The 26577-nt window shown below is 69.1% G+C and carries 23 protein-coding genes; 11 read left to right on the top strand and 12 right to left on the bottom strand.

The window, feature by feature from the left end; all coding sequences use genetic code 11:
• Positions 1-89: 89 nt before the first annotated feature.
• The gene (locus J2S76_RS11605) at positions 90-956 is read right to left on the bottom strand and encodes a LysR substrate-binding domain-containing protein (protein WP_091441357.1); all 867 of its coding nucleotides are present in this window, start codon (positions 954-956) and stop codon (positions 90-92) included.
• A gap of 238 nt (positions 957-1194) precedes the next feature.
• On the opposite strand from J2S76_RS11605, the gene J2S76_RS11600 reads away from it, so the two are divergent.
• Both J2S76_RS11600 and J2S76_RS11595 read left to right on the top strand, forming a co-directional pair.
• Complete coding sequence (locus tag J2S76_RS11600; protein WP_307060606.1) at positions 1195-2202, top strand: DMT family transporter; 1008 nt, start codon at positions 1195-1197, stop codon at positions 2200-2202.
• Between the two features lie 87 nt (positions 2203-2289).
• Positions 2290-2628, top strand: coding sequence for a rhodanese-like domain-containing protein (locus J2S76_RS11595; RefSeq protein WP_307060605.1), 339 nt, complete (start codon positions 2290-2292; stop codon positions 2626-2628).
• Between the two features lie 15 nt (positions 2629-2643).
• Here J2S76_RS11595 and J2S76_RS11590 read toward each other — a convergent pair whose 3' ends face one another.
• From J2S76_RS11590 to J2S76_RS11580, 3 genes are all read right to left on the bottom strand, one after another.
• Complete coding sequence (locus tag J2S76_RS11590; RefSeq protein WP_307060604.1) at positions 2644-3624, bottom strand: amidohydrolase family protein; 981 nt, start codon at positions 3622-3624, stop codon at positions 2644-2646.
• Between the two features lie 111 nt (positions 3625-3735).
• The gene (locus tag J2S76_RS11585) at positions 3736-5115 is read right to left on the bottom strand and encodes a transaminase (protein ID WP_307060603.1); all 1380 of its coding nucleotides are present in this window, start codon (positions 5113-5115) and stop codon (positions 3736-3738) included.
• A gap of 63 nt (positions 5116-5178) precedes the next feature.
• Positions 5179-6558 (bottom strand): aspartate aminotransferase family protein, encoded by a 1380-nt coding sequence (locus J2S76_RS11580; RefSeq protein WP_307060602.1) that lies wholly within the window; start codon positions 6556-6558, stop codon positions 5179-5181.
• A 243-nt stretch (positions 6559-6801) separates the two neighbouring features.
• On the opposite strand from J2S76_RS11580, the gene J2S76_RS11575 reads away from it, so the two are divergent.
• Together J2S76_RS11575 and J2S76_RS11570 are read left to right on the top strand one after the other, a co-directional pair.
• Complete coding sequence (locus tag J2S76_RS11575; protein WP_307060601.1) at positions 6802-8211, top strand: glutamine synthetase family protein; 1410 nt, start codon at positions 6802-6804, stop codon at positions 8209-8211.
• A 115-nt stretch (positions 8212-8326) separates the two neighbouring features.
• Positions 8327-9436 (top strand): polyamine ABC transporter substrate-binding protein, encoded by a 1110-nt coding sequence (locus tag J2S76_RS11570; RefSeq protein WP_307060600.1) that lies wholly within the window; start codon positions 8327-8329, stop codon positions 9434-9436.
• Between the two features lie 388 nt (positions 9437-9824).
• Here J2S76_RS11570 and J2S76_RS11565 read toward each other — a convergent pair whose 3' ends face one another.
• A complete protein-coding gene (locus J2S76_RS11565) occupies positions 9825-9950 on the bottom strand; it encodes a hypothetical protein (protein ID WP_307060599.1) in 126 nt (41 codons plus the stop codon).
• 320 nt (positions 9951-10270) lie between these two features.
• On the opposite strand from J2S76_RS11565, the gene J2S76_RS11560 reads away from it, so the two are divergent.
• The 6 genes from J2S76_RS11560 to J2S76_RS11535 all read left to right on the top strand — a co-directional run bounded on the left by J2S76_RS11560 (position 10271) and on the right by J2S76_RS11535 (position 14805).
• The gene (locus J2S76_RS11560; protein ID WP_307060598.1) at positions 10271-10690 is read left to right on the top strand and encodes a VanZ family protein; all 420 of its coding nucleotides are present in this window, start codon (positions 10271-10273) and stop codon (positions 10688-10690) included.
• A 142-nt stretch (positions 10691-10832) separates the two neighbouring features.
• Entirely contained in the window at positions 10833-11336 is a 504-nt protein-coding gene (locus J2S76_RS11555; protein ID WP_307060597.1) for a DUF3833 family protein, read from the top strand.
• Between the two features lie 47 nt (positions 11337-11383).
• The gene (locus tag J2S76_RS11550) at positions 11384-11773 is read left to right on the top strand and encodes a hypothetical protein (RefSeq protein WP_307060596.1); all 390 of its coding nucleotides are present in this window, start codon (positions 11384-11386) and stop codon (positions 11771-11773) included.
• Between the two features lies 1 nt (position 11774).
• Positions 11775-13133 (top strand): MFS transporter, encoded by a 1359-nt coding sequence (locus J2S76_RS11545; RefSeq protein ID WP_307060595.1) that lies wholly within the window; start codon positions 11775-11777, stop codon positions 13131-13133.
• 68 nt (positions 13134-13201) lie between these two features.
• Entirely contained in the window at positions 13202-14119 is a 918-nt protein-coding gene (locus J2S76_RS11540) for an aldo/keto reductase (RefSeq protein WP_307060594.1), read from the top strand.
• Positions 14119-14805: a DUF6064 family protein gene (locus tag J2S76_RS11535; RefSeq protein WP_307060593.1), complete on the top strand. Its 687-nt coding sequence runs from the start codon at positions 14119-14121 to the stop codon at positions 14803-14805. The genes J2S76_RS11540 and J2S76_RS11535 overlap by 1 nt, the downstream gene beginning before the upstream one ends.
• A gap of 7 nt (positions 14806-14812) precedes the next feature.
• On the opposite strand, the gene J2S76_RS11530 is transcribed toward J2S76_RS11535, so the two are convergent.
• The 7 genes from J2S76_RS11530 to J2S76_RS11500 form a co-directional block, all read right to left on the bottom strand.
• Complete coding sequence (locus J2S76_RS11530; RefSeq protein ID WP_307060592.1) at positions 14813-15718, bottom strand: lipid A biosynthesis lauroyl acyltransferase; 906 nt, start codon at positions 15716-15718, stop codon at positions 14813-14815.
• 28 nt (positions 15719-15746) lie between these two features.
• Complete coding sequence (locus J2S76_RS11525) at positions 15747-16769, bottom strand: zinc-binding dehydrogenase (protein ID WP_307060591.1); 1023 nt, start codon at positions 16767-16769, stop codon at positions 15747-15749.
• A 111-nt stretch (positions 16770-16880) separates the two neighbouring features.
• Entirely contained in the window at positions 16881-17660 is a 780-nt protein-coding gene (locus J2S76_RS11520) for an SDR family oxidoreductase (protein WP_307060768.1), read from the bottom strand.
• A complete protein-coding gene (locus J2S76_RS11515; RefSeq protein WP_307060590.1) occupies positions 17630-18910 on the bottom strand; it encodes a beta-ketoacyl-ACP synthase in 1281 nt (426 codons plus the stop codon). The genes J2S76_RS11520 and J2S76_RS11515 overlap by 31 nt, the downstream gene beginning before the upstream one ends.
• A 40-nt stretch (positions 18911-18950) precedes the next feature.
• Positions 18951-20135 (bottom strand): beta-ketoacyl-ACP synthase, encoded by a 1185-nt coding sequence (locus J2S76_RS11510; RefSeq protein WP_307060589.1) that lies wholly within the window; start codon positions 20133-20135, stop codon positions 18951-18953.
• Positions 20128-20634 (bottom strand): 3-hydroxyacyl-ACP dehydratase FabZ family protein, encoded by a 507-nt coding sequence (locus J2S76_RS11505; RefSeq protein ID WP_091441389.1) that lies wholly within the window; start codon positions 20632-20634, stop codon positions 20128-20130. The genes J2S76_RS11510 and J2S76_RS11505 overlap by 8 nt, the downstream gene beginning before the upstream one ends.
• A gap of 35 nt (positions 20635-20669) precedes the next feature.
• A complete protein-coding gene (locus tag J2S76_RS11500) occupies positions 20670-20951 on the bottom strand; it encodes an acyl carrier protein (protein ID WP_018390121.1) in 282 nt (93 codons plus the stop codon).
• 277 nt (positions 20952-21228) lie between these two features.
• Between J2S76_RS11500 and J2S76_RS11495 the strand changes: the two genes are divergently transcribed.
• Entirely contained in the window at positions 21229-26556 is a 5328-nt protein-coding gene (locus J2S76_RS11495) for an alpha-2-macroglobulin family protein (RefSeq protein ID WP_307060588.1), read from the top strand.
• Positions 26557-26577: the final 21 nt, after the last annotated feature.

Genomic DNA, 26577 nt, shown 5'->3' with positions numbered 1-26577 from the left:
GGGGCGGGCGCATCGCTCATGGCGCAGCACTAGCGCGCCACCGGAGACGCTGCATGTGAATTTTCGATGACGTGCGCGGTGCGGGCGCTTCAGGCGGCTTCCACGACCGGCATGGCGAGCGCGGCGCGCAGCATGTCGGCAAGGCGGCGGGCGGCGGAGGAAGCGGCGGGGGCGAGGAACAGCGCCACCTCGATATCCGGCAGCGGCGGCAGCCCTTCGGCCGGGCCGAGCCGGCGCCAGTCCGGCGGCGCGGCGCATTCGGGCAGGGCGGTGATGCACAGCCCGGTCTCGATCGCCGCATGGATGCCGCCCTGCGAGGAGGAAGTGCAGGCCACGCGCCAGCTCAACCCGGCCTTGTCGAGGCTGGAGGCGATGTGCGGGCGGGCGCGGCAGCCGGTGGGAAACAGCGCCAGCGGCAGCGGCGAATTGCGCTCCGGCCGATAGCCGCGCGCCGCCAGCCAGAGCAGCTTCTCGCGCTTGATGAGTTCGCCGGTCGGCCGGGCGCTGTCGCGCGTCAGCAGGGCGACGTCGATATGGCCACGATCGACCTCGGGCTCGATATGCTTGGAGAGATCGGCGCGGATGGAAATCTCGACGCGCGGATAGGCGGCGGCGAAGCGGGCGATGGTGGGGGTGAAATAGGCGTCGACATAATCGTCGGGCATGCCGACACGCACGCTGCCCTCCGGCGTGCCGCCCTTGAGATCGGCCAGCGCCTCACTCTCATAGGCCAGAAGCCGGCGCGCATGCGCGACGAGGCGCTCACCGGTCTCGGTCAGCGAGATGCCGCGCCGCGAGCGCTCCAGCAGCCGCACGCCGAGATTGTCTTCGAGCTGGGCAATGCGGGCCGAAACCGCCGACTGGGTGCGCCCGACGCGCTCGGCCGCCGCCGTAAACCCGCCCGTGTCGACGATGGCGATCAGCATGCCAAGCGATTCGGTGTCGAGATGTCGCATCGCGCCCTCCGGTCCGCCGGATGAGGATTTGCCGCGCTTTGCCGCGCGAGCGGCTTTCATATCAGAAACCATGATGGAATGACAAAATAAACTCGCTTTCGCGATTTCAAACGTCGCGGTAGATAAGCTGCCCTGGGCCGGGCCTGCCGATTCAAGCCCGCCAGCGGCGGCTTTGGCGCCGGTCGCGGCCCGGGCCTCATGCCTCGCCCTCAGCCTTTTGCACCTGTCGAGTTCGGCAATGTCTCCGCCCCCTGCAGCCATGATCGAGCCGTCGCTCGGGGTTCTCCCCGATGCCGCCCCGTCCGTGGTCCGCGACACACAAATGCGGCGCCAGGCGTTTTTCGCGGTGGTGATGGCGGCGATGTGCATCGGCTTCTCGGCGCCGCTGGTGCGCCTCGCCGATGCCGGGCCGGCCGCCATCGGCTTCTGGCGCCTGTTCTTCGCCCTCGGCCCCGCGCTGGTGTGGGCCTATGCCGAGAATCGCGCGCTGGCCCGCCGCGCCCGCCGCGCCGGTGCCACCGCACTTCGCCCCTCACTGCGCCAGGTGTTGCTGGCGATGCTGGCCGGCGTGTTTTTTGGCGCCGACCTCATCGTGTTCCACAAGGGGCTGGCGCTGACCAGCACCGCCAATGCGCTGCTGCTCGGCAATCTCGCCGTGGTGTTCGTGTTCCTTTTCGGCTGGCTGATCCTGCGTGAGCGGCCGACCCGTGGGCTGCTGATCGCGCTGGCGCTGGCGCTGACCGGAACCTTCATCATCATCGGGTCGAGCGCGGCAGGCGGCGGCGCTTCCGGGGCTCGGCCCGTGAGCGTGATCGGCGACCTGCTCTGCGTCGGCGCGGCGCTCGCCTATGCCGCCTATATGCTGGCGACGCGCGCGGTGCGCCGGGCCGGGCGCGGCGATGCGGTGCCGCTGGGCGGGGGCATGGTGTCGCTGATCGCCAGCGCGACAGGGGCCGTGGTCTGCCTCGCCTGGGCGGTGGCGGCGGGTGAGGTGCTTGTTCCGCAGTCGCTGCAGGGTCTGCTGGCGGTGATAGGGCTCGGCCTGATCCCCCATGCCACCGGGCAAGGGCTCGCGACCTTCGCGCTCGGCCGGCTGCCGGCGGGCGTGATCTCGGTGGTGTTGCTGCTGCAGATCGTCGTCGGCACCGCGCTGGCGGCCCTGCTGTTCGGTGACTTCCCTTCGCTGGTCGTTCTCGCCGGCGGGCTGCTGGTGGTCGCTGGTGTCACCACGGCGCGGCCGAGCTGAGCGGCCTGAAGCGCCAGAGCTGAAGCGACGGGCTTGCGCGGCGGGGGCGGCGGGACTACCTCGTTCAGGCACTCAAGGAGCACGACGATGCAGCCCAATCCGTTCGGTGGCGTGATCGAGAATCTGACGGTCGAGGAGGTCAGGGCCGGCCTCGACGACGGCACCATCCTCCTCGTCGATGTGCGCGAGCCGAACGAGCTGGCCGCCGAGCGGATTCCCGGCGCGGTCGAGTTTCCGCTGTCGACCTTCGATGCGGCCGCGCTGCCGGATCCCGGCGACAAGACGCTGGTGTTCTCCTGCCGCTCCGGCCAGCGTTCGCAGAAGGCGGCGGCGGCGGCCCAGGCGGCCGGCTTCGACCTTCACCGCCACATGGCGGGCGGCATTCTCGCCTGGAAGGATGCCGGCTTCCCGACCGATAGGGACTGAGGCCGCCTCTCTCGATCAGAGACGCAGCAGGCGGCGGGCATTGCCGGCTGCCACCGCCGCGCGCACCGCGTCGGGCAGCGGCGTCGTGTCCATGAAATCGGCCGCCTCGCTCAGCGATTCATAGGGATAGTCGGCCGAGAACATCACGCGCTCGCTGCCCAGTGCGGCGAGCGCCGCCTGCAGCGGCACGTCAGCGAACTGCCCGGACAGCGTCACCGAGACATTCTCACGCAGATAGGCTGAGGGCGGACGCTTCAGGCGCCGTTCCGTGGCGACGAACTGATAGCGGCTGTCGAGGCGCCACAGCATGTAGGGCAGCGTTTCCCCGGCATGGCCGAGGATGAGCTGCGCGCGGGGAAACCGGTCGAACACCCCGGTAACGACGAGGCGCAGCGCGTGGGTCGCGGTTTCCGTCGTCCATTCCCACATCGGCTGGTGCAGTTCGGGCACGCCGGCCAGCACATGCGGCTTGATGAAGGCATTGCCGGGATGGAGATAGAGCGGCACGTCGAGCGCCTGCAGCCGCTCCCAGAACACATCGTTTGAGGGATGGTCGAGATAGACGCCGTTTGTGTGGTGGTTGACCATGGCGCCCTTGAAGCCGAGCTGCCGCACGCAGCGCTCCAGCTCGTCGGCGGCTCTGGCCGGGTCCTGCATGGCGAGATGGGCGAAGCCGGCATAGCGGTGCGGCCGCCGGGCGATCTCGCCGGCCAGCGCGTCATTGGCCTCGGCCGCGCGGGCGATGGCGATGGCGGCGTCTGGCTCGGCCTGCACGCCCGGCCCGGTGACAGAAAGCACGGCGATCTCGATTCCGGCGCGATCCATGGCGCTGAGCCTCCCTTCCCCGAAATCGGACAGAAGGCCGAGCAACTGCTTCTTGTCCGCCTCCGGCACGTGGGGGAAGTCGTACAGCAGATAGTCCGTCAAACCGGGGGTGATGAAATGCTCCTCCAGCCCGATCTTGGGCACGCGGGCGGAAGGGGCGGGCAGGCTCATCGGTTCTCTCCCAAGCGGCGCGTCCAGGATCGGGGTGCCACGGGCATATTCCGCGAAAACGGACAGAGTTTCGCGACGAGCAAAGGCGCCAGCTGATCGATGGAAAGGGCTCTAGTCGCAGAGCCGGCCCACAACCTGCGCCGTCGCCTCGATCAGCCGCTCGACCTGCGCCTCCGTCGTCGCGGGGGAGGCGAGCATCATGTCGTGGAAAGGCGAGATCAGCACCCCACGCACCAGCAAGGCAAGATGCGTCGTGGCCTCCAGCGCGGGGTAATGCGCGCCCTTGGCCTGCCGCCCGTCGGTGAGGGGGAAGGGCGCGCGCACCACTTCCACCCGTGCGCCGCAGCGGGCGACATGCCAGGGCAGGCGGGCATCCGCCAGCACCTGCGCCAGCCCTGCCTCCATGCGATCGGCGAGGCGGTTCATCTGCGCATAGGCCGGCTCGGTGGCGACTTCTTCCAGATTGGCGCGCAGGGCGGCGAGTTGGAGCGGGCTGCCCGAGAGCGTCGTGCCCATGCCGGAATGGCCGTCGGGCCGGTTGATGCGGGCGGTGCGGAAGCGCTCGGCCACGTCCTCGGTCATGCCCCAGACAGCGGCGGGAATGCCGCCGGCCACCGCCTTGCCGGCGACGAACATGTCCGGCTCCAGCCCGTAGGCGCGGGAATAGCCGCCCGGGCCGGTCGAGAGGGTGTGGGTCTCGTCGATCAGCAGCAGCGAGCCGTGGCGCCGGGTGATCTCGCGCAGCCCCTCGTGAAAGCCGGGCTGGGGCAGCACCATGGCGCAATTGGTCATCACCGGCTCGGTGATGACGCAGGCCACGGTGCGGTCGGCCAGCGCCGCTTCCAGCGCATCGAGATCGTTGAACGGCACGACACGGGTGAGCTTGGAAAGGTCGCGCGGCTCGCCCATCAGGGCGGGGCGGTTTGCCGCGCGCCCGTCCGGGCCGATCTCGACGAAGGTCTCGTCGACCGCGCCATGATAGGCGCCGTCAAAGACGAGGATGCGCGGGCGCCCGGTGGCGGCGCGGGCGGCGCGCAGGGCGAAGCGGTTGGCGTCGGTCGCGGTGGTAGCGATCTGCCAATAGGGCAAGCCGAAGCGCTCGCTCAGCAGGTCGCCGACACGGCCGGCATCCGGGCTCGGCAGCATGGTGGCGAGCCCGGCACTCGCTTGCCGCGCGAGGGCCCGCGCCACCGGGGCTGGCCCGTGTCCGAACAGCGAGGCGGTGTCGCCCAGGCAGAAATCATCATAGCCATGGCCGTCGACATCGATGAGCCGGGCGCCGCTGGCCTCGGCGATGACCAGAGGCACCGGGGTCGACCAGTCGACCATCCAGTGCATCGGCACCCCGTCGAGCAGATGCGCGGCGGCCTCGGCGGCGGCGCGCGTCTTCGGGCGGGTGCCGAGATAGAGCGCTTCCGCCTCCGCCCGCAGCGCGGCGGTGCGGGCCGGGCTGACGCCCGGTCCATCGCTTATCGAGGTGACGGCATTCATATCCGGGCTCTCGCGAGTTCCATCTGCCGATTCATGTAAGCACGTTTCCGTGCCGGGTGGGGACTAGCGCACCCAGCCCCAGCGCTTGAGTTCGGCAAAAGTTTCGTCCAGCGTCTTGCGGACGCGGGCCACCAGCTCGTCGCACTCCTCATGCGAGATGATGAGCGGCGGGGCGATGATCAGCCGGTCGCGCACGGCGCGCATGACGAGGTTGTTCTTGAACGAGAAGTCCCGCGCCAGCGTGCCGGCCTTGCCGACATCGGGAAATTTGGTGCGGCCGGCCTTATCAGGCGTCAGCTCCAGCGCGCCGACGAGGCCCGTCATCGGCGCCTCGCCCACCAGCGGGTGCTCGGCCAGCGCGCTCCAGCGCGCCTTGAGATAGGGGCCGACATCGTTGGCGACGCGGCCCACCAGGTCCTCGCGCTGCATGATGGCGAGATTGGCCAGCGCGGCGGCGCAGGCGGCGGGGTGGCCGGAATAGGTGTAGCCATGGTTGAAGTCGCCGCCTTCCAGCAGCACCTCGGCCACGCGGTCCGCCACCATCACCCCGCCGAGCGGCATGTAGCCCGAGGTGATGCCCTTGGCCATGACGAGAATGTCCGGCTCGGTGCCGAAGGTCTCGCAGCCGAACCAGTTGCCGGTGCGCCCGAAGCCGCAGATCACCTCGTCGGAGATGAACAGGATGTCGCGCTCGCGGCAGATGCGGGCGACTTCCGGCCAGTAGCTGGCGGGCGGGATGATGACGCCGCCGGCGCCCTGGATCGGCTCGGCGATGAAGGCGGCGATGCGGTCCTCGCCCATGGCGTCGATGGTGGCTTCCAGCGCGCGGGCGGTGCGCAGGCCGAATTCCTCCGGCGTCTCGCCCTGGCGCGCCTCGCCCCAGAAATAGGGCTGGGCGATGTGCAGGATGTCGGGGATGACCGCGCTCTGCCCATGCATCGGCGCCATGCCGCCCAGGCTGCCGGCGGCGACGGTGGAGCCGTGATAGGCGTTGCGGCGCGAGATGATGATCTTCTTCTCCGGCTTCTCCTTGATCTGGAAGAAGCGGCGGACGAGCTTGATCACCGTGTCGTTGGATTCCGAGCCGGAGCCGGTGAAGAACACCTTGTTGAACTGCGGCGGGGTCAGTTCGGCGAGCTTTGCCGACAGTTCGATGGCCGGCCGGTGCGTGGTCTTGAAGAAGGTGTTGTAATAGGGCAGCTCGCGCAGCTGCGCCGCTACCGCCTCGACGATCTCCTCGCGGCCATAGCCGACATTCACGCACCACAGGCCGGACATGCCGTCGAGAATGCGGTTGCCGTCGGAATCGGTCAGCCAGACGCCTTCCGCCTTGACCACGATGCGCGAGCCCTCCTCGTTCAGCGCCTTCATGTCGCTGAACGGGTGGAGGTGATGGGCCGCATCGAGCGCACGCAGCTCGGCCGTGGATTTGGGCAGGGTCATCTGTCGCTTCCTATCCCGCTACGTCGTCCCGGTCGGCGCGGCGCAGCGCGCGGTCCGGGAGGACGGAAAACCTGCCTGCACAATGTGATCACATTTTGCGTGCGTCAAGTCGTCCGGCATGGCAGAACTGCCGGCGCACGGCACGGGACGCCGTCAGCTTCTGGCCCCACCACGGGCGGGCGGCTTGACCGATACCCCCGCACCATGCGCAGATTTGACGTATCGACGTTTACTAGGTGGATCATGCCATTGCCCGAAGCCGTGGAAGACGCCACGGCCGCTGCGCGCGAGACCGTCCCGCAGATCGACGAATTCGGCGCCTATGTCGCCGCACACGGTGCGCCCGAAATCGTCGAGGTTCTGCTGCCCGACACGCATGGCGTGCTGCGCGGCAAATGGATTCCCGGCGGGGCGGGGGGCAAGATCTGGGGCGACGGCGTCGCCATTCCGCTCTCCATCTTCGGGCTCGACATCTGGGGTCGCGAGGTCGAGGAGACCGGCGTCCACATGGAAACCGGCGACCGCGACGGCATCTGCCGCCCGGTGGCAGGCACGCTGAAGCCGGTGCCATGGTCGCCGCGCCCGGCGGCGCAGGTGGTGCTCTCCATGTATGAGCCGGACGGGCGGGGCTTTGAGCGGCCGTGGGATCTCGACCCGCGCCACAAGCTGGAGAGGCAGGTGAAGCGCCTCGCCGCGCTGGGGCTCACGCCCTGTGTCGCCTTCGAGCTGGAATTCTACCTGATGAAGCCGGCGCCCGGGCCGAATGGCGTGCCCGAGCCTGTGTTTCCTGCCTCTGTGGGCGGGCCGGCGCGGCAGAACATGTATTCCATGTCCGACCTCGACGCCTATGCGCCCCTGCTGCACGATGTGCGCGAGGCCGCCCGCATCCAGGGTCTGCCGGCCGACACGGTGATCTCCGAGGCGGCGCCGGGCCAGTATGAGGTGAACCTCTATCACCGCCGCGACCCGATGGCGGCGGCGGACGACGCCATCCTGCTGCGCCGGCTGATCGACGGCGTGGCCCGCAAGCATGGCGTGCGCGCCAGCTTCATGGCCAAGCCCTTCCTCGATTTCGCTGGCTCTGGCATGCATGTGCATGTGAGCCTGACCGATGATGAGGGCCACAACGCCTTCGGCGCCGGCGAGGCGGGCGAACGCCTGCTGCGCCAGTGCGCGGCGGGGCTGCTCGACACCATGGCCGATACCGCCGTGCTCTATGTGCCGAGCTATAATGGCTTCCGCCGCCTCGTGCCGGGCAGCTATGCCCCCACCAGCATCTCCTGGGGCTATGACAACCGCGCGGTGGCGGTGCGGGTGCCGAACGGGCCGCCCAAGGCGCGCCGGCTGGAACACCGCATCGCCGGTGCCGACGCTCATCCCCATCTCGTGCTGGCGGCGATCCTCGCCGGCATGCTGGAAGGCATCGAGCGCACGCTGGAGCCGCCGCCGCCGCTGACCGGCAATGCCTATGAGCAGGAGGCGCCGCATCTGTCCTACGACATGGGCGAGGCGATCCGTGCCTTCGGCCGCTCCGACTTCGTGGCGCGGGCCTTCGGGCCGGAATATCAGCGCATCTACGCCATCATGAAGGAGGCCGAACTCATCGCCTTCGAGCGGCGGATCAACCCGCTGGAGTACGAGACCTATTTGTGAGCCCCGCCGGGTTTGTGAGCACGGTGATGGCTTGAGCAGAGGCGATCGACGCTCTAGCCTTGGCCTGACGTGGTTTGCGTTCTACCCAAGAAACCCATTTCCCGAGGAGAATAGGATGTCTCGACTCCTGACGACCATCGCGGCAGGCCTGTTGACCGCGCTGGCGATCGCGCCGGCCTCGGCACAGGACAAGGTCGTGAACGTCTACAACTGGTCCGACTATATCGACGAGTCGGTGCTGGAGGCGTTCACCAAGGAAACCGGCATCAAGGTCCGGTATGACGTCTTCGATTCCAACGAGGTGCTCGAGACCAAGCTCCTCGGCGGCAAGACCGGCTATGACGTGGTGGTGCCGACGGGTTCGTTCCTGCAGCGCCAGATCCAGGCCGGCGTGTTCCTGAAGCTCGACAAGGCCAAGCTGCCGAACCTTCAGTACCAGTGGCCGCTGATCGCCGAGCGCCTCGCCGTCTATGATCCCGGCAACGAATACGCCGTGAACTACATGTGGGGCACCACCGGCATCGGCATGAATGTCGACAAGGTGAAGGAGCGCCTCGGCGACATCCCGCTCAACAGCTGGGACATCATCTTCAAGCCGGAAATCCTCAGCAAGCTGAAGGATTGCGGCGTCTACGTGCTGGACGGCCCGGAAGAGGTGATCCCGACCGCGCTGCGCTATCTCGGCAAGGACCCGAACTCCAAGGACCCGAAGGATATCGAAGCGGCCGGCAAGCTGCTGGCGCCGATCCGCCCCTTCATCCGCAAATTCGACAGCTCGGGCTACATCAACGCGCTGGCCGGTGGCGACATCTGCATCGCGCTCGGCTGGTCGGGCGACGTGTTCCAGGCCAAGGCCCGCGCCGAGGAAGCCGCCGAGAAGACCGGCAAGCCGGCGGTTAACATCGAGTACGTCATCCCGAAGGAAGGCGCGCTGATGTGGTTCGACAACTTCGCCATCCCGAAGGATGCCCCGCATCCGGACGAGGCTCTGGCCTTCATCAACTACATGATGAAGCCCGAAGTGGCGGCGAAGAACTCCGACTTCATCTCCTACGCCAACGGCAACCTCGAATCGCAGAAGTTCATCGACAAGGCGATCCTCGACAACCCGGCGATCTACCCGGACAAGGAGACGCTGGAGAAGCTGTTCACCGTCACCACCTATCCGCAGAAGGTGCAGCGCGTCGTCACCCGCACCTGGAGCGACTTCAAGCGCGGCAAGTGAGCGGCTGACAGGCAGCGCTTGCAACTGATGGAAAAGGCCGGGCTCGCGCCCGGCCTTTTTTGTTGAAGCGCGGCAGTGGGGAGGAGCGGCGCTGGTCTCTCCTCGCGCATCCTCGGAGGGGGCGGGGCGCTCCATGTCACGCAGGGCTGGCCTAGCGTGGCCCGGAGGCGTCGTCCGTCCGCTGGTAGCGCCCGATCGACACGCGATGGCCCGGTAGGCCATGAGCCGGGAGCATTTTCCCGTGCGAAGGTCGATCGCTTTTGCCGAAAATCCTCGGCAGCACGCGCCGGCCAGCTCGCACCGCAAGCCGGCCGGATAATGCGTTCTCTGTCTTTGAGTGAGTGGGCGATCGACGGATCAGATGGGTTCTATCTGATCGGATCGCGCTCTAGCCGATCTGCTCGATGATGATGGCGCGGATCTGCTCGCGCGTAAGACCGCAGGGCTCCGGCTTCCATTCCGGGCTCGAGCGGATGATGGAAGGGGCGGGCGGGGTAAGCTTATTGGTACGCATATATCCTCTTGCCGCTTCGACCCTTGGTCGGCGGCTGACGCTGGTGCGTCGATGTGTGAGTGAAGGAAAAGCCCGGCATCTCGAAGATGGGGCTGGCCGCATGAGCGACTGCGAAACCTATACTCCGTCATTGCGTCGCGATTGAGGCGGTTTCCGCCCGGTCCGACCCGTGTCGGGCGCCGGCAATGGCCTCGAAAGCTGGATGAGGAAGCGTCTTGCAGGTCCGGCAGAGGGATGGAAAGGTGCACCCCGTCAACGGCTCCGGCCATTGTGAAGATCCGCGCCCTGCAATCGATGGGGTGATGCTGTATGGGGCAGCCATGAACAAGCCCGCCCCTGTGCCGCCCGCCGTCAATCTGCTGCTCTATGCAGCGGCCTTCACCTGCGTGCTCATCATTGTGGTCCTCTCCCTGCTTCCCGCGCAGGAGATGCCGCGCACGGGCATTCCCGATGGCACCGACCACTTCATCGCCTATTGGGGAACAGGCGGCCTGATGGCGCTCGCCTTCCGGGGGCGGGGCGCGGTGCTTGTCGTCGCGGGTCTCGCCCTGGTCGGCCTTGGTGGCCTGATGGAGGTGCTGCAGCAGCTCGCGCCGGGCCGCACCTCGACATGGAGCGATTTCCTCATGAGTGGGGGAGGGGCGCTTACCGGGCTTCTGATGGGGACCGTGGCGGCCCGCATCATCAGCCATCTGCGCCGCCACTACAGCGAGCGCCTCGGCAGCGCACCCGCCTCCTAGGTCCCGGCCTTCAACCTGTTCCCGGCGGGGAACCCCTGCGCCGGCACCCGCCGGCGACGTGGCCGCCGCCCCGAGGCGGATGCCGTCCCCTGATCCACCACCTTTGTGCCCCCGTAAACGAAGCAACGCTGCGGAGGCATCAATGATCAGAACGCTCCTTTTCGCCGGGCTTCTCGCCTTTGTCGGGCTCGGCGCGCCGTCGGCTCAGGCGAGGGACCTGGTGCTCGAACAGTTCTTTGCCGGCCGGACCGTCGCGGAGGGCACCTTTTCCGCCATCAACGGCGTGAAGCGGGCCTTCACCGTCGATCTCGACGGCCGCTGGAACGGGCATGTGCTCACCCTGGTCGAGGACTTCCGCTTCGCCGACGGCGAGACGGACCGCAAGACCTGGCGGTTCGAGAAGCTGGGCCCCGGCCGTTATCGCGGCACACGCGAGGATGTGCGGGGCGAGACGCAGGTGAGCGTGAAGGGCGATACCGCCACCTTCAGCTATCTCGTCGACCTCACTCCCGGCGCGGAGGAGAACCTCGTGCGCTTCCACGACCGGATGGTGCTGCGCGGCGACGGCACCGTGCTGAACACCGCCTGGGTCACGAAATTCGGCTTCCCCGTGGCGCTGACACGGGTCGAGTTCCGCCGCCCCTAGGGGCGCGCCACCAACCGCGTTTCCCTCGACATTCCCGGAGGACATCCATGCGCCACCATGTGACATCCGTTTCGATCGGATTGCTTCTCGCTCTCGCGGCGGCGCCGGCCGTCGCGGAGCCCCTGAGCGGCCCCGAGATCAGGGACAGGATCAGCGGCGAACTGGTGCGGCTAAGCACCCCCTATGGCCTCACCCTGCCGCTGGTCTACCGCGAGGACGGCGTCGTCGCCGGCGATCTCTCCGGCTTCTCGATCGGCGCCATGCTGGCCCCGCGCGAGGAAGGGCGCTGGTGGGTGAAGGATGATCGGCTCTGCCAGAAATGGCCGAGCTGGTATGACGGCCGCACCCATTGCTTCACCATCACCTCGCTCGGGCCGGACAAGATCGCCTGGACGCGGGACGACGGCCTGTCCGGAACCGCCGAGATGGGCCGCTGAGATGCCCGGCCCGCAGGCGCCGGCCCTTCCGGCCTGGCGCCTCGCGCTCTATGCCCTGCCGGCGCTGCCGCTCGCGGCGCTGGCGCTGCCCTTCTATGTGATCGTGCCGAGCTTCTATGCCGAGGCGCTCGGGCTATCGCTCGCCTCGGTCGGCACCGCCCTGCTGGCGATCCGTATCCTTGACGCCGTTGCCGACCCGTTGCTCGGCTGGGTCTCGGACCGCCTCACCCCCGCCATGGGCCGGCGGCGCGCGCTGATGCTGGTGGCGACGCCGGTCACGGCGATCTCAGCCTTCATGGTGTTCTGGCCCGGCGCGGGAGCGGGCCTTGCCTATCTCGTGCTGTGGGGGCTCGGGCTTTCGCTCGGCTACACCGCGCTCAGCCTTGCCTATACCGCCTGGGGCGCCGAGATCAGCGCCGATTATCGCGGCCGCGCCCGGGTGGTCGCCGCGCGCGAGGCGGTGACGCTGCTGGGCACGCTGCTCGCTATCGCGCTGCCCTTCGCGGTCGGGCTCGGCACGGGCGCGGCGGGCTTCCATGGGCTGGCGGCGATGGGTGTGTTCGTGCTGGTGGCCCTGCCGCTGGCCAGCCTCGCCTGTGTCGTCGGCGTGCCGGAACCGGCGGACCGCACGCGCGAGCGGCTTGGCCTGCGTGCGGGGCTGCGCCATCTCAGCGCGAACCGGCCCTTTCTGCGGCTGGTCGTCGCCTTCCTGCTCAACGGCATCGGAAACGCCATCCCCGCCACGCTGTTTCTGTATTTCGTGGCGGACCGCATCGGCGCCGCCGCGCTGCAGGGGCCGCTGCTCTTTCTCTATTTTCTGTGCGGGGTGGCCGGGCTGCCGCTGGCGCTGCGCTGCGCCGGCCGCTTCGGCAAGCACCGCGCCTGGTGCGGCGCTATGGCGGTAGCCTGCGTCGTCTTCGCCAGCGCCGGCTGGCTCGGGCCGGGCGATGTCGTGCCCTTCGCGCTGATCTGCGCCACTACCGGCCTGTTGCTCGCCTTCGACGTGGCGCTGCCGCCGGCGATCCAGGCCGATGTGATCGACGTCGACACCGCCGCGTCCGGCGAGCAGCGCTCGGGGCTCTATTTCGCGCTCTGGGCGCTCGCCACCAAGCTGGCGCTGGCGATCGCGGTGGGCGTCACCTTCCCGCTGCTGGACTGGGCCGGCTATCGGCCCGGCGCCGGGGTGCCCTCGGCGGAAGCCGGCGCGGCGCTCGCCATGCTCTATGCATGGCTGCCCATTCCGGCCAAGCTGGCGGCCATCGCCCTGATGTGGGGATTTCCACTCGACGAGGCCGCGCAGGCGCGGTTGCGCCGTCAGATCGACGCGGGCGCGGCAACGGCGCGCCGCACGCAGGTGTGATCCGCCCCGCCGGTGGAAGCGCGAGGATATGACCTTAGGTCAAAGGCCGTAGCGGACGGGGGAGACGGGTGGCACTCACGCGCAGAGATCTGATGGCGACGGCGGCGCTGGGCACCGCCATGCTCGCTTTGCCGCCGGGGCGGGCGCTGGCCCAGCCGGCGCCGCTGGCCCGGGCGATTCCCTCCTCCGGCGAACGGATGCCGGCGATCGGGCTGGGCAGCTGGATCACCTTCAATGTCGGCAATGATGCGGCCTTGCAGGCGGAGTGCACCGCCGTCATGGCGGCATTCTTCGCCGGCGGGGGACGGATGATCGACAGTTCGCCGATGTATGGCTCCTCGCAGGCGGTGATCGGCCGGGGCCTTGCCACGCTGGGGCACCCGGACGCGCTGTTCGCGGCGGAAAAGGTCTGGACGTCATCGGGCACGAATGGCCCGGCGCAGATCGATGAGACGCGGCGCCTCTGGGGCGTGGAGCGGTTCGATCTCCTGCAGGTGCACAATCTGCTGGGCTGGGAGGCACATCTCGACACGCTGCAGGCGATGAAGGCCGCAGGCCGGCTGCGCTATGTCGGCATCACCACCTCGGAGGGGCGCCGCCATGATCTGGTCGAGCAGATCATGGCGCGCCAGCCGCTCGATTTCGTGCAGCTGAGCTACAATCCGGTCGACCGCGAAGCCGAGCAGCGCCTGCTGCCGCTCGCCGCCGAGCGCGGCATCGCGGTGATCGTCAACCGGCCCTTCCAGCAGGGCGCCCTGACGCGGCGGCTCGACCGCGCGCCGCTGCCCGACTGGGCGGCCGAGATCGGCGCGACGAGCTGGGCGCAGCTGATCCTGAAATTCATCCTGGCGGAACCGGCTGTCACCGTCGCCATTCCCGCCACCACCCGCGTCGACCATGTGCGGGAAAACCTCGCCGCCGCCGGTGGCGCGCTGCCCGACCGTGAGCTGCGCGGGCGCATCGCCGCCCATATCGGCGCGCTGTAATGTCCGAATGGTGGACCTATCGGCTGGACGACTTCCTGCTGTTTTCGCCCCGCGTCTACTGGCGCCTGTTCGAGGCGCATAACGCGGCGCTGTGGCCGCTGCATCTGGCGACGATGCTGGCAGGGCTGTCGCTGGTGGTGCTGATCCTGCGCCGGCCGGGCCGGGCGATGTTGTGGACCGGGCTTCTCCTCGCGCCGCTCTGGGCCTTTGTCGCCTGGACCTTTCTGCTGCAGCGCTACTCCGGCATCAACTGGGCCGCCTCCTATGCCGCGCCGGCCTTTCTTGTGCAGGCCGTGCTGCTGCTCGCCGCCGCCCTCATGCCCGGCGGCCCGGCCATGGGCCGGCTCGACGCCATCGGCAAAACCGGGCTGGGGCTGGTGCTTGCCGGCTTGCTGCTCTATCCCGCGCTTGCGCTCGCCTCCGGCCGCCCTCTGGCGGGTGCGGAGGTGTTCGGCATCGCGCCTGATCCGACCGTGCTGGTGACGGTCGGCCTGCTGCTCACGGCGCGCGGGCGATGGCTCGCCTTCTTGCTGCCGATTCCGCTGCTGTGGTGCCTGTTCAGTGGCCTCACCTTGCTGGCGATGGGGGAGGCGCAGGCATGGCTGCTTCTGGCGGGCACCGTTCTGGTTGCCCTGCTTGGGACGCTGAGGCTGGTGCGGCGCGGGTCGCGGGCTGTCCGGGAATGAGGCCGGCCTACATCCGCCAGCGCTTGTAGAACCAGGTCCACTGGTCGGGATGCTCGCGCACCCAGCCTTCCACCACCGAGGTGATCATCTGCATGGCGCCGTCGACGTCGATCTTGCCCTTGGCATCGCGCGGCAGGTTGAGGGCGGGCGTGCACTGGATGCGGAAGCGCCCTTCCGGCAGGCGGATCACCCGCACCCCGTGCACCGGGCACTCATAGAGCCGGGCGAGGCGGGCGATGGTAGGGTTGGCCGAGCAGGGCTGACCGAAGAACTGAACGGTGGGCCCGCCCCGGCGCGCCTGGTCCACCAGAATGCCGAGATGCTTGCCCTGGTCGAGGACGGCGGCCAGCTCGAACACCGCCACATGCGAGGCGGCGACGAGATTGCCCATCACCCGGCTTCGCGCCTCGAACAAGAGGTCGGCGAAGAAGGAATTGTCGGGCGCGCGGAACAGCACCGCGCTGTCCAGCCCCTGCGCGGCGGCGGCGATGGCCGGCAGCTCCCAGTTCGCCAGATGCGCGGTGAAGACCAGGGCCGGCTTGCCGTCGATCCGCATGGCAACGAAGTTGGAGACGCCCGTGGTCTCGATCCGGCTCTTGGCCGGCTCCCACATATTGTACTGCCAGATGCGGTCGAGATGGACGAACTCGCCGCCCATGCGGCCGAGATTGTCCCACATGCCGATGGCGATCGCCTCGCGCTCGGCCTCGGTCTTCTCAGGGTAGGCGAGGCGCAGATTCTTCAGGGCGGTGCGGTGGATCGAGGTGCGCGGGCCGATCTTGCGCGCCCAGAACCCGCCGGCCCAGGAGGCGAAGCGCGGCGGCTGCAGGCGCATCGCCCCCGCCAGCGCCCACACGCCCGCCGAGAGGGCGGCATCGCGCAGACGGGTGGTCCAGGGGCGGGGCGCGCTCATCGCGGATATGGCTCGAACCTCGCAGCCTTTAGAAGGTGATGACGACCTTGCCGAACACGCGCCGCGTCTCCAGCCGCTCCAGCCCGGCGCCGAACTGCTCCAGCGGGAATTCGGAATCGATCACCGGCTTTACACCGCGCTCCATTCGCTTCAGCCCGTCTGCAATGGCGCGGATCGGCGCGCCGAACGAGCCGATGATGCGGTACTGGCGCTGGAACAGCTGCATCAGGTTCATGTTGACCGACACGCCCGAGGTCGAGCCGCAGGTGACAAGGCGGGCGCCCGGCTTCATGGACAGCAGCGAGCCGTTCCACGTCTCGGCGCCGACATGCTCGAACACCACGTCGACCCCCTTCTTCTTGGTGATCTTGCGCACCTCGTGCTCGAACCGGTCGGTCTTGTAGTTGATGACATGGTCGGCGCCGAGCGCCAGCGCCTTGGCGCACTTCTCGTCGTCGCCCGCCGTGGTGATGACGGTGCAGCCGATTTCCTTCGCCATGCGGATCGCCACCGTGCCGATGCCCGAGCCGGCGGCGTGGACCAGAATCGTCTCGCCCGGCTCAAGCTTGGCATTGTCGAACAGCATGTGCTCGACGGTGGAGAAGGTGACGGGGGCGGTGGCGGCGTCGGTCCAGGAGATGCCGTCCGGGATCGGGACGCACAGCCGTTCCTTGATGTTGAGCTGGTCGCGGGCGAAGCCGTCGACATGGAAGCCCATCACGCCGGCGACTTCCTCGCAGAGATTGTCGCGGCCCTGCCGGCACATCTTGCACTGGCCGCAGGTGAGCGCGCCATACATCGCGACCTTGGAACCGGGCTTGAAGCGGGTGACGCCCTCGCCGATGGCGGTGACTTCGCCGACCGCTTCGGCGCCCACCACCAGCGGCATCTTGCGCTTGGCGAAGGCCATTCCGCGCCAGCCCCACACGTCGATGTGGTTGAGCGCCAGCGCCTTGACGCTGACCTGCACCTCGCCCGGTTCCGGCGCGCCGGGGGCGGGCAGGTCGGTGAGGATCAGTTCGCGGTCGGAGACCAGCTGAAGCGCGCGCATGAACAACTCCGGGCAGGCGGCGGCGGCACATCTCGTCCCGTCGACCGGATTTATACGGACAAGGGGCGGGCACGGATGCCGTCCGCGCAAGGACGAGGGTGGATAGCGAAATCAGCGCTGTATGGCTAGTGCGGCGGTGAGCCCGCCATCCACCGGCAGGGTCGCGCCGGTGACATAGGCGGCACCGGGGGAGAGCAAGAAGGCGACCACCGCCGCCACATCCTCCGGCGCGGCGAAGCGGCCGGCGGGGATCTGCTTCTCGACATTGGCGCGGTAGGCGGCATAGGGCGCCAGCATCGCCGTGTCGACGAAGCCGGGGGCGACGACGTTGACCGTCACCCCGCGCCGGGCGCTCTCGATCGCCAGCGTGCGGCAATAGCCGGCCAGCGCCGCCTTGGAGCCGGCATAGATGGCGTTGCCGGCATTGGCGACATCGGCGGCAATCGAGCCGATGGCGACGATCCGCCCGGCCCGGGCCCGCGTCATCGGCCGCACCAGCGCCCCGACCAGCCTTACGAAGGACCAGTAATTCACCTGCATCAGCTGCTCGGCGCGGTGTTGGTCGACCAGCGCGGCCAGCGTGTCGTAGCTCATGCCGGCATTGTGGATGAAGCCGAAATAGGCCGGCTCCTCGGCGAGGATGGCGGCGAAGGCTTCCACCGCGCTTTTGTCGGCCAGATCGAGCGCGCGCGCCTCGACGCGGGCGTCCGGCTTCTCGGCCTCGATCGCCGCAATCAGCGCCTGCGCCTCGGCCTCCGCCGTGCGGACGGTGAAGACGACCTCAAAGCCTGCCAGCGCCAAAGCGCGCACAATGGCCGCACCGACGCCGCGCCCGCCGCCGGTGACGAGGACGCGCTGACTCACGCCGGCTCGCCCGTCAGGATCAGGCAGACATTCTGCCCGCCAAAGCCGAAGGAATTCGACATCACCCGTGTCACCGTCGCGTCGCGCGCCACGTTCGGCACCACATCGAGCGGGATGGCCGGGTCGGGCAGCTCGTAATTGATGGTCGGCGGGATGCGGCCATTGGCGATCGTCATCAGCGAGATCACCGCCTCGATGGCGCCGGCGGCGGTCAGCGTGTGACCGATCATCGACTTGTTGGACGAGATCGGGATGCCGGTCAGCCGCTCGCCGAAGACGGCGCTCATGCCGGTGAACTCCATGCGGTCGTTCTCGGGCGTGGAGGTGCCGTGGGCGTTGATGTAGTCGATGGCGTCCGGCTCGACGCCGGCATCGGCCAGCGCCCGGCGCATGCAGCCGATGACCGGCTTGGCGTCCGGCGAGGAGCGGGTGCGGTGGAAGCTGTCGGCCATCTCGCCGACGCCCTCGACCACGCCGAGGATCTTCGCCCCGCGCGCCAGCGCGTGCTCCAGGCTTTCCAGCACCAGCGCACCGGCGCCCTCGGCGATGATGAAGCCGTCGCGATTCTTGGCGAAGGGGCGGGAGGCGGCTTCCGGCACCTCGTTATTGGTCGACAGGGCGGAGAGCAGCGAGAAGCGGATCAGCGCCTCCGCCGTCACCGAGCCGTCGGTGGCGATGGACAGAGCCGCGTCGCAGTCGCCGCGCCGGATCGCCTCGACGCCGAGCTGGATCGAGGTGTTGCCGGAGGCGCAGGCGGTGGACAGCGAGATCGGCTGCCCGCGCGTGCCGAAACGGTCCGCTAGATGGTCGGCGATCGACCCATAGAGGAAGCGCTCATGCCAGGCGTCGTGGCCATTGGCCTCGGCGGCGCGCAGCAGGTCATCATAGGAGACGGCGGCATTGGGCGCGGCTTCCTGCGCCAGGATGCGGCGCTGCGGCCATTCCAGCTCGATCGGCGGCACGGCGCAGAACAGCGGGCCCGGGAAGGCGCCCTTGGTGCCGATGCCGGATTCGGCAATCGCCTCGTCTGCCGCCAGCGTCGCCAGCTCCTCGGAGAGGTCGGGAGCGGTGCTCTTGCTCTTGGGCAGATAGTCGACCGTGCCGGCGATGGTGGTCCGCATCGCGTCGATCGGAAAGCGGGTGATACGGTGAATCCCGGACATGCCGGAGGTCAGCTTCGCCCAATTGTCCTGTTTGCCCTGACCCAGCGAGGTGACGAGCCCCATGCCGGTGACGACGACGATCGGCCGGCCGGCCTTGTCGGTATAGGAAGCCATGATCTGCTCCTGGGAAGCGGCGTGCTTCCGCGTGGTGGGGTCAGTCGGCGCGCTCGACAAGCGCGACGCCTTCCCCACGCCAATGCCCCACTGCGGTGACGATGGCACGGGAAAGCGGGCCATCGAAAGGCTTTTCGAGCGTTTCGCCGGCGAGCGGCGCGAAGAGACGACCTTCGGCGACGCTGAGTGCGGCCATCGCCAGCGCCACCGGCATCTGCGCTTCCAGCCCATGGCCGACGCGGTCGGTCACGGAGCGTACCGGCAGGCCGGAGCGGGCGAGGACGGCGGCTTCCGCCTGCGTCGGCTCGGGCGCCCCGGAGGCGGCGGAGAACACGGCGGTCTCGTCGCCATTGCCGGCGCCGGCGGTCTTCAGAAGCTCTTCCAGCACCGCCTCGACGGCGCCGGGCTCATTGCGCCGGGCGCGCTCGGACCAGACGCCGGAGAGCTTCGCAATCGGCTTGGCGCCCCGCGCCGTGGCGTGCTCGGGCGATTCCAGCACCAGGAAGGCGCCCGCCGAGCCAGTCGGCACGCCCTTGGGCTGCGCCAGCACCGGCGCCCAGGGGGCGTGCATGGCGAGGCGCTTGAGGGCGAAGAGCAGCAGCATGTCGCGCCGCTCGGCATTATAGGCGCCGCCCACCAGGGCGATCTCGCTGGTGCCGGCGGCAATGCGGGACCAGCCGATGCGGACCGCGTCGGTGCCCGAGCTTTCCTCGCCCATGAAGGTGCGCGAGGAGCCGGTGACGCCGTGCACGATCGAGATGTTGCCGGCCAGAAGATTGGAGAGCTGGGCCAGGAACAGCGTCGGGCGCAGGTTCGACTGCAGCTGCTCGTTGAGGAAGACCTCGGGGTTCGGCTGGTTCTCGATCTCGGTCAGGATGGCGCCGTCGACCGACTGGTCGCGCTCGCCGCCGCCGGCCGCCACCACCATGTCGGTGGTTCCGAGAATGTCCTTGTCGCCCTTGATGCCGGCCGAATCCAGCGCCAGCCCGGCGGCATAGGTGCCGATGCGCTGCCAGGGCTCCATCTGCCGCTGGTCGCCCTTCTTGGGGATCTGCGCGTCGAAGCTGATCGGGGCGAGCGGGTGGACGACATAGGGGGCGAAGCCCGTCTCGTTGACCACCGGGGCGGTGCCCGAGGAAAGCGCCAGCCTATGAGCTTCCGGCCCTTCACCGAGCGAGGAAACAAGCCCGATGCCGGTGATCCAGACGTCGCGACGATTAGACATGCGTGAGATTTCCTGCGCGTTCCGCCGTGCCAATCACGGCGTCGCCCATCGGCATGCCGATGCGTTCGGCGGTGGAGAGCAGATAGCCGCGCAGCTCCGGCGCCGGGAAAGGCATGGTCTTGAGCGTCACGTCGGCATTGCAGACGAGCTTGCCCTCAACGCGCCCTTCGGCCTTCAGCCGGGCATAGCCCGAGCCGTCATGCTCCAGGCGCGCGAAGACGTCGATCACCTGGCCCGGCACCACGAAGGTGCGCAGCTTGCCCTTGTCGACCGAGGCGAGGAACGCCATGCGGTCGTAATTGTGCAGCCGCAGCAGCAGCATGCCGCAGCTCTGCGCCATGATTTCAAACAGCAGCACGCCCGGCAGCAGCGGATGACCCGGGAAGTGGCCTTCAAAGATCGGGCTCTCGCACGGGACGGTGTTAGCGGTCCGCAAGGTACGAGCTTCAAGATCGAGCTCGACCACCTTGTCGATCATCTGGAAATATTCGAGGCGCATCACCTGTCCCGCTTGTACAACGTCCTTCCGCCGGATCAGGCGGACTTGGCAGCGATCAGCTCGTCGATGCGCGCGCAAAGATTCTTGAGGACGAAGTACTGCTCGGTCGTCGCCTTGCCTTCGTTGACTTCCTGCGTCCAGCTCTCAAGCGGCAGCTTGATGCCGAACGCCTTGTCGATGGCGAAGGCGATGTCGAGGAAGTCCAGGCTGTCGATGCCGAGATCGTCGATCGCGTGGCTTTCCGGCGTGATGTTCTCGCGCGGAATGTCGCACGTCTCGGCAATGATGTTGGCAACGGTCTCGAACGTGGTCGACATGAAAGGCCTCTGGTCTCGGCAGCCGCGTCCGGCCACGGTTGAATGGGTTCGCCCGGCGCTCCCGCGTCGCAGGCCCCCGAATGGATGTCGGCCCGTATACCTAAGCGCGGACGGTGATTCAATGGCGGCGGCGCGGCAATCCTCGGCAGTGTGACATCCATGCCGTCGACGAGCCCCGGCGGGGGAGGTCGCCGGCGCCCGGCAACGTCATGGCACCGTGGCCGATTTCGTCCTATCGTCCCGCCCTGAGCAGATGGTCAGTGTCGGAGAAGGTGCCATGATCCCGTTTACCTCGGCCTTTTCATGGCTCGGCCACGGGGTCGCCATGTCGGTGCTGGCCCTGTCGCTGGTCGGCCCGGCGGCGGCACAGGCGCCGAAACCTGCCGCGACCAAGCCCGCGGCGGCGGCGCCCGCCAAACCGGCGGCCGCGCCAACGGCGAAGCCTGCGTCCGATGCACTGCCGAAGACCTATGCCCCGCAAGAGCTCGTCGAGGCTGCGCGCCGGCTGCAGGCGCTGCTGCAACGTGAACGCGGGCCGCTGCCGAAGCCGGCCGCCCAGCTGCGCAAGGACGCCGATGCCGCGCTCGCCGCCGGCGACGCCCGCACCGCCGCCGGCCTTTACGGACAATTGGCGCAGGCGAGCCCTGGCGATGCCGGTCTCTGGCAGCGCTTTTCACGCGCTCTCTCACGCATCAAGCCGAGCGAAAATGAAAGCGCCGATACGTTCCTCGAGCGGGCGCAGGCGGCCGCCTTCCTCGCCTATCGCGCGGCGACGACGCGGGTAGCCCAGGCCGAGGCACTGTTCGCCATCGGCCATCTCTATGACCAGCGCTCGCTCTGGCGCCCCGCGCTCGACACGTTCGCCACCGCGCTCGGCTATGCCGACGTGCCCGAACAGCGTGCCTTCTATGACAAGCTGCGCGAGGAGCGCGGCTTCCGCATTCTCGACTACAGCGTCGATTCGGATGCCTCCAACCCGCGGATCTGCGTGCAGTTCTCCGAGCCGCTGGTGAAGGGCGGCAAGGATTATTCCGCCTATGTGACGCTGCGCGGGCCGCAGGGCCCGGTGGACAAGCCGGCGGTGACGGCGGAGGAGAGCCAGCTCTGCGTCGAGGGGCTGAAGCATGGCGAGACCTACGATGTGACGCTGCGGGCCGGCCTGCCGTCCTCCATCACCGCCGAGCCGCTCCGTGCCAATTCGGAGCTGACCATTTATGTGCGCGATCGCAAGCCGAGTGTGCGCTTCACCGGGCGCAACTATGTGCTGCCCCGCACCGGCCCGCGCGGCATTCCGGTGGTGTCGGTCAATACGTCCCGCGTCGCGGTCGATCTCTACCGCATCGGCGACCGCAGCCTGATTCCCACCGCCCTCGACGGCGAATTCCGCCGCGACCTCGGCGGCTATGACCTGCAGCAGCTGAAGGACGGCAAGGCGGAGGTCATCTTCAAGGGCGAGCTGGAGACGGCGTCGCCGCTGAACGAGGACGTCACCACCTCCTTCCCCGTCGACGAGGCAGTGAAGACGCTGGCGCCCGGCGTCTATGTGCTGGCCGCCCGGCCGGGTGGCGATGTTGCCGACCCGAATGACGAGTGGAGCTCGCGCGCCACCCAGTGGTTCGTGGTTTCCGATCTCGGCCTCACCGCCCTGTCGGGCAGCAAGGGCCTGACGGTGATGGTGCGCGCGCTCGGCAGCGCCCAGCCCCTCGAGGGGGTGGAACTGCGCCTTCTCGCCAAATCCAACGATGTGCTCGCCACCGCCCGGACGGACGCGAGCGGCAGCGCTGCCTTCGATGCCGGGCTGATGCGCGGCACGGAAGGCTTCGCGCCGGCGGTCATCGTCGCCCAGGCGAAGGAGGGCGACTATGCCTTCCTGTCGCTGGAGGACCAGGCCTTCGACCTCACCGACCGTGGCGTCGGCGGGCGCGCGGCGCCCGAGCGCTACGACGCTTTTGTGACCACCGAGCGCGGCGTCTACCGCTCCGGCGAGGAGGTGCACGTCACCGCCCTGCTGCGCAGCCCGCAGGTGAGCGCGGCGGCCGGCGTGCCGCTGACGGTGATGTTCAAGCGTCCCGATGGCGTCGAGGAGCGCCGCGAGCTGGTGGCCGACCAGGGGGCAGGCGGGCGCACGCTCACCTATCCGCTGATGGGCGACGCGATGACCGGCACCTGGCGCGTCGAGGCCTATGTCGACCCGCGCGGCGCGCCGGTGGGCGCCACCACTTTCCTGCTGGAAGACTATGTGCCCGAGCGTCTGGCGCTCGACCTCTCCACCACCGCGACCTTCCTTGCCGCCAACGCCCCGGTGACGGTGGCGGCCGATGGGCGCTGGCTGTTCGGCCCGCCGGCGGCGGGGCTCGACATTGAGGGCGAGATCGAGGTGCGGGTGGCGGATGCGCGGCCGGGCCTGCCGGGCTGGCGCTTCGGCCGCGTCGATGACGGCTTCACCCCGGTGCGCCAGCCGCTGGCCGACGCGCCGGTGACGGACGCACAGGGCAAGGCGAGCCTGCCAGTGGCGCTTCCCGCGCTTCCCGCCACCGCCCGCCCGCTGGAGGCGGAAATCTTTGTCGCGCTGAATGAAGGCGGCGGGCGGGCGGTGCGCCGTTCCCTCGTCCTGCCGGTGCGCGCGGCCGGCGACGGCATTGGCGTCAAGCCGCTGTTCGACAAGGCTGGCCCCGGCGAGAACGCCACTGCCGGGTTTGAGGTGCAAGGCTTCGATGCCGCCGGCCAGCCGGTGGCGCTGAAGGGCGCCCAATGGGCGCTCTACCGCATCGAGACCCGCTATCAATGGTATCGCCTCGGCGGCAGCTGGGATTTCGAGCCGGTCGAATCGGTGGCGAAGGTTGCGGACGGTGCGCTCGAGCTGACCACCAGTGCACTGGCGCGTGTCAACGTTCCGGTCGCTTGGGGTCGCTATCGGCTGGAAGTCACCGACGGCACGCGCGCCACTGCCGTCTCCTTCGATGCCGGCTGGGGTGGCGGGGCCACCGCCGACGCTCCGGACCGGCTGGAGGTCGGGCTCGACAAGGCGCAATACGTCGCCGGCGACTCACTCAAGGTGAACCTCACCAGCCGCATGGCCGGTTCCGCCACCGTGCTGATCGTCGGTGACGGCGTGCTGGCGGCGAAGACGCTCGACGTGAAGGCCGGCGACACCTCGGTCGCCTTCACCGTCGCCCCGGAATGGGGCCCGGGCGCCTATGCGCTGGCCTTCGTCCATCGCCCGCTTGATGTGGCGGCGAGCCGCAATCCCGGCCGCGCCATCGGCCTCGCCTGGTTCGGCGTCGACCGCGCCGCGCGGGTGCTCGGCGTTAAGCTGGACGCGCCCGCTCTCGCGCGGCCGGAGACGACGCTTTCCGTGCCGGTGCAGGTGACGGGGGGCGGGCAAGGCGAGGCCTATGTGACGCTCGCCCTGGTCGATGTCGGCATTCTCAACCTCACCGGCTTCAAGGCGCCTGATCCCGATGGCTTCTATCTCGGCCAGCGCGCGCTCGGCACGCAGGTGCGCGACTTCTATGGCCAGCTCATCGACGGCATGCTCGGCAGCCGGGGGCGCCTGCGCTCGGGCGGCGACGCCATGGATATGGGCCTGCAGGCTGAGCCGCCGACGCAGCCGCCGCTCGCTCTGTTCTCCGGCCTGGTGAAGCTCGACGCGCAGGGCAGGGGCACTATCGACTTTACCCTGCCGCCCTTCGACGGCACCGGCCGGCTGATGGCGGTGGCGTGGTCCGGTGCGGCGGTGGGCCATGCGCAGGCCGATGTGGTGATCCGCGATCCGGTGGTGATCACCGCCACCCTGCCGCGCTTCCTCGCCGCCGGCGACCGCTCCACGCTCAACCTGTCGCTCGACAATGTGGACGGCGAGGCGGGTGATTACGCGCTTGATATCGTCACCGACGGTCCGGTGAAGGTGGCCAGCGCGCCGAAGACGGTGCCGCTCGCCAAGGGCGCGCGCCAGTCCTTCGCCGCACAGATGGACGGCACCGGCATCGGCGAGGCCAAGGTCTCGGTGCGGCTGTCGGGGCCCGGCGGGCTCGCTATCGTGCGCGACTATGCGCTGAATGTGCGCCCGGCCTATCCCGCGATTTCCCGCCGCAGCATCGACACGCTGGCGCCGGGGGCGGCGCTGATTCTGAGCGCGGATCTCGTCGCCGATCTGGTGCCGGGGCGTGGCGGGGTGAGCGTTTCCGCCGGGCTGGACCCGGCCTTTGACGTGCCGGCGCTGTTCGGCGCGCTCGACCGCTACCCCTTCGCCTGTTCCGAACAGCTGACCAGCCGGGCGCTGCCGCTGCTCTATCTCAGCGATTTCGGCCCACCGCAGCGCTTCCGCCTGACCAAGGACCCGGCCGAGACCATCCGCAACGCCATCGCCCGGCTTATTGCCCGGCAGGGCTCGGACGGCTCCTTCGGCCTGTGGGAGGCGGGGGGCAATGATCTGTGGCTCGACGCCTATGTCAGCGACTTCCTCACTCGTGCCCGCGAGCGCGGCCACGCCGTGCCGGAACAGCCCTTCGCCATGGCGCTCGACCGGCTGCGCAATTCGCTCGCCTATGCGGGGGACGGCGCCACCGACGACGGCGCTGCCTACGCCATCTACGTGCTGGCGCGCAACGGCCGGGCGCCGCTGGGCGATCTGCGCTATGTCGCCGACGCCAAGCTCGACGAGGTGACGAGCGCGATGGCGCGCGGCCAGCTCGCCGCCTCGCTCGCCATGCTCGGCGACAAGGGGCGGGCGGAGAAGGTGTTCGGCGCGGCGCTGGAACTGCTGCCCAGCGCGGCCGAGACGGTGACATCAGGCCGGCCGGATTTCGGCTCGGTGCTGCGCGACGCCGCCGGGGTGGCGACGCTCGCTTCCGAGGCCGGCTTCACCGGCACGGCGCGCACCGCCCGCCAGCGCGTGGCAACGGCCTTCATCGATGCCGGCCCGACCTCGACGCAGGAGGACGCCTGGCTGCTGCTCGCGGCACGGGCGCTGCGCGAGGGCAGGGGCATCGCCCTCGATATCGACGGCACCGCCCATACCGGGCTCTATGAGCGCACGCTGACGCCGGGGGAGCTGGCCAAGCCGATCGTACTGACCAATCGCGGCATCGCCCCGCTGGACGTCGTGGTTTCCATTGACGGCCCGCCGGTGGCGCCGGAGCCGGCGGCGGCGAACGGGTTCAGCCTGAGCCGCAGCTACTACACGCTTGCCGGCGTGCCGGCCGACCCGGCCAAGGTGGCACAGAACCAGCGCCTCGTCGTCGTGCTGGAGGCGCAGGAGGATGAGGCGGGTCCGAGCCATGTGCTGCTGGTCGACCATCTCCCCGCCGGCTTCGAGATCGACAATCCCAGCCTTGCGGTCGGCTCGGATGTCGGCGCGCTGGCCTGGCTGGGCGATACGACGCAGCCGGCGCATGCGGAGTTCCGCGACGCCTTCTTCGCCGCCGCCTTCGATCGCACCCAGGGCTCGGAGGAGCCGGAGCTGCTGCGCGTCGCCTATATCGTGCGCGCCGTCTCCCCCGGCCGCTACGCCCATCCCCCGGCCATCGTCGAAGACATGTACCGCCCCGGCCGCTTTGCCCGCACCAGCGCGGGCCGGACCGAGGTGACGGGACCGGCGAAGTGAGGGCCGGCGGCGCGATGAGGG

The sequence above is a fragment of the Ancylobacter vacuolatus genome, assembly GCF_030813595.1.
Classification (GTDB): Bacteria; Pseudomonadota; Alphaproteobacteria; order Rhizobiales; family Xanthobacteraceae; genus Ancylobacter; species Ancylobacter vacuolatus.
This window is presented reverse-complemented; position numbering and strand designations above follow the sequence as displayed.

Bases quoted from the DNA above. Each gene is read 5' to 3' on its own strand.
- J2S76_RS11530 (WP_307060592.1), bottom strand. From the start codon at position 15,718: ATGAGCGCGCCCCGCCCCTGGACCACCCGTCTGCGCGATGCCGCCCTC.
- J2S76_RS11595 (WP_307060605.1), top strand. From the start codon at position 2,290: ATGCAGCCCAATCCGTTCGGTGGCGTGATCGAGAATCTGACGGTCGAG.
- J2S76_RS11545 (WP_307060595.1), top strand. From the start codon at position 11,775: ATGCCCGGCCCGCAGGCGCCGGCCCTTCCGGCCTGGCGCCTCGCGCTC.
- J2S76_RS11495 (WP_307060588.1), top strand. From the start codon at position 21,229: ATGATCCCGTTTACCTCGGCCTTTTCATGGCTCGGCCACGGGGTCGCC.
- J2S76_RS11555 (WP_307060597.1), top strand. From the start codon at position 10,833: ATGATCAGAACGCTCCTTTTCGCCGGGCTTCTCGCCTTTGTCGGGCTC.
- J2S76_RS11515 (WP_307060590.1), bottom strand. From the start codon at position 18,910: ATGGCTTCCTATACCGACAAGGCCGGCCGGCCGATCGTCGTCGTCACC.
- J2S76_RS11575 (WP_307060601.1), top strand. From the start codon at position 6,802: ATGCCATTGCCCGAAGCCGTGGAAGACGCCACGGCCGCTGCGCGCGAG.
- J2S76_RS11570 (WP_307060600.1), top strand. From the start codon at position 8,327: ATGTCTCGACTCCTGACGACCATCGCGGCAGGCCTGTTGACCGCGCTG.
- J2S76_RS11580 (WP_307060602.1), bottom strand. From the start codon at position 6,558: ATGACCCTGCCCAAATCCACGGCCGAGCTGCGTGCGCTCGATGCGGCC.
- J2S76_RS11605 (WP_091441357.1), bottom strand. From the start codon at position 956: ATGCGACATCTCGACACCGAATCGCTTGGCATGCTGATCGCCATCGTC.
- J2S76_RS11585 (WP_307060603.1), bottom strand. From the start codon at position 5,115: ATGAATGCCGTCACCTCGATAAGCGATGGACCGGGCGTCAGCCCGGCC.
- J2S76_RS11565 (WP_307060599.1), bottom strand. From the start codon at position 9,950: ATGCGTACCAATAAGCTTACCCCGCCCGCCCCTTCCATCATCCGCTCG.
- J2S76_RS11590 (WP_307060604.1), bottom strand. From the start codon at position 3,624: ATGAGCCTGCCCGCCCCTTCCGCCCGCGTGCCCAAGATCGGGCTGGAG.
- J2S76_RS11550 (WP_307060596.1), top strand. From the start codon at position 11,384: ATGCGCCACCATGTGACATCCGTTTCGATCGGATTGCTTCTCGCTCTC.
- J2S76_RS11510 (WP_307060589.1), bottom strand. From the start codon at position 20,135: ATGTCTAATCGTCGCGACGTCTGGATCACCGGCATCGGGCTTGTTTCC.
- J2S76_RS11505 (WP_091441389.1), bottom strand. From the start codon at position 20,634: ATGCGCCTCGAATATTTCCAGATGATCGACAAGGTGGTCGAGCTCGAT.
- J2S76_RS11560 (WP_307060598.1), top strand. From the start codon at position 10,271: ATGAACAAGCCCGCCCCTGTGCCGCCCGCCGTCAATCTGCTGCTCTAT.
- J2S76_RS11535 (WP_307060593.1), top strand. From the start codon at position 14,119: ATGTCCGAATGGTGGACCTATCGGCTGGACGACTTCCTGCTGTTTTCG.
- J2S76_RS11500 (WP_018390121.1), bottom strand. From the start codon at position 20,951: ATGTCGACCACGTTCGAGACCGTTGCCAACATCATTGCCGAGACGTGC.
- J2S76_RS11525 (WP_307060591.1), bottom strand. From the start codon at position 16,769: ATGCGCGCGCTTCAGCTGGTCTCCGACCGCGAACTGATCCTCACCGAC.
- J2S76_RS11600 (WP_307060606.1), top strand. From the start codon at position 1,195: ATGTCTCCGCCCCCTGCAGCCATGATCGAGCCGTCGCTCGGGGTTCTC.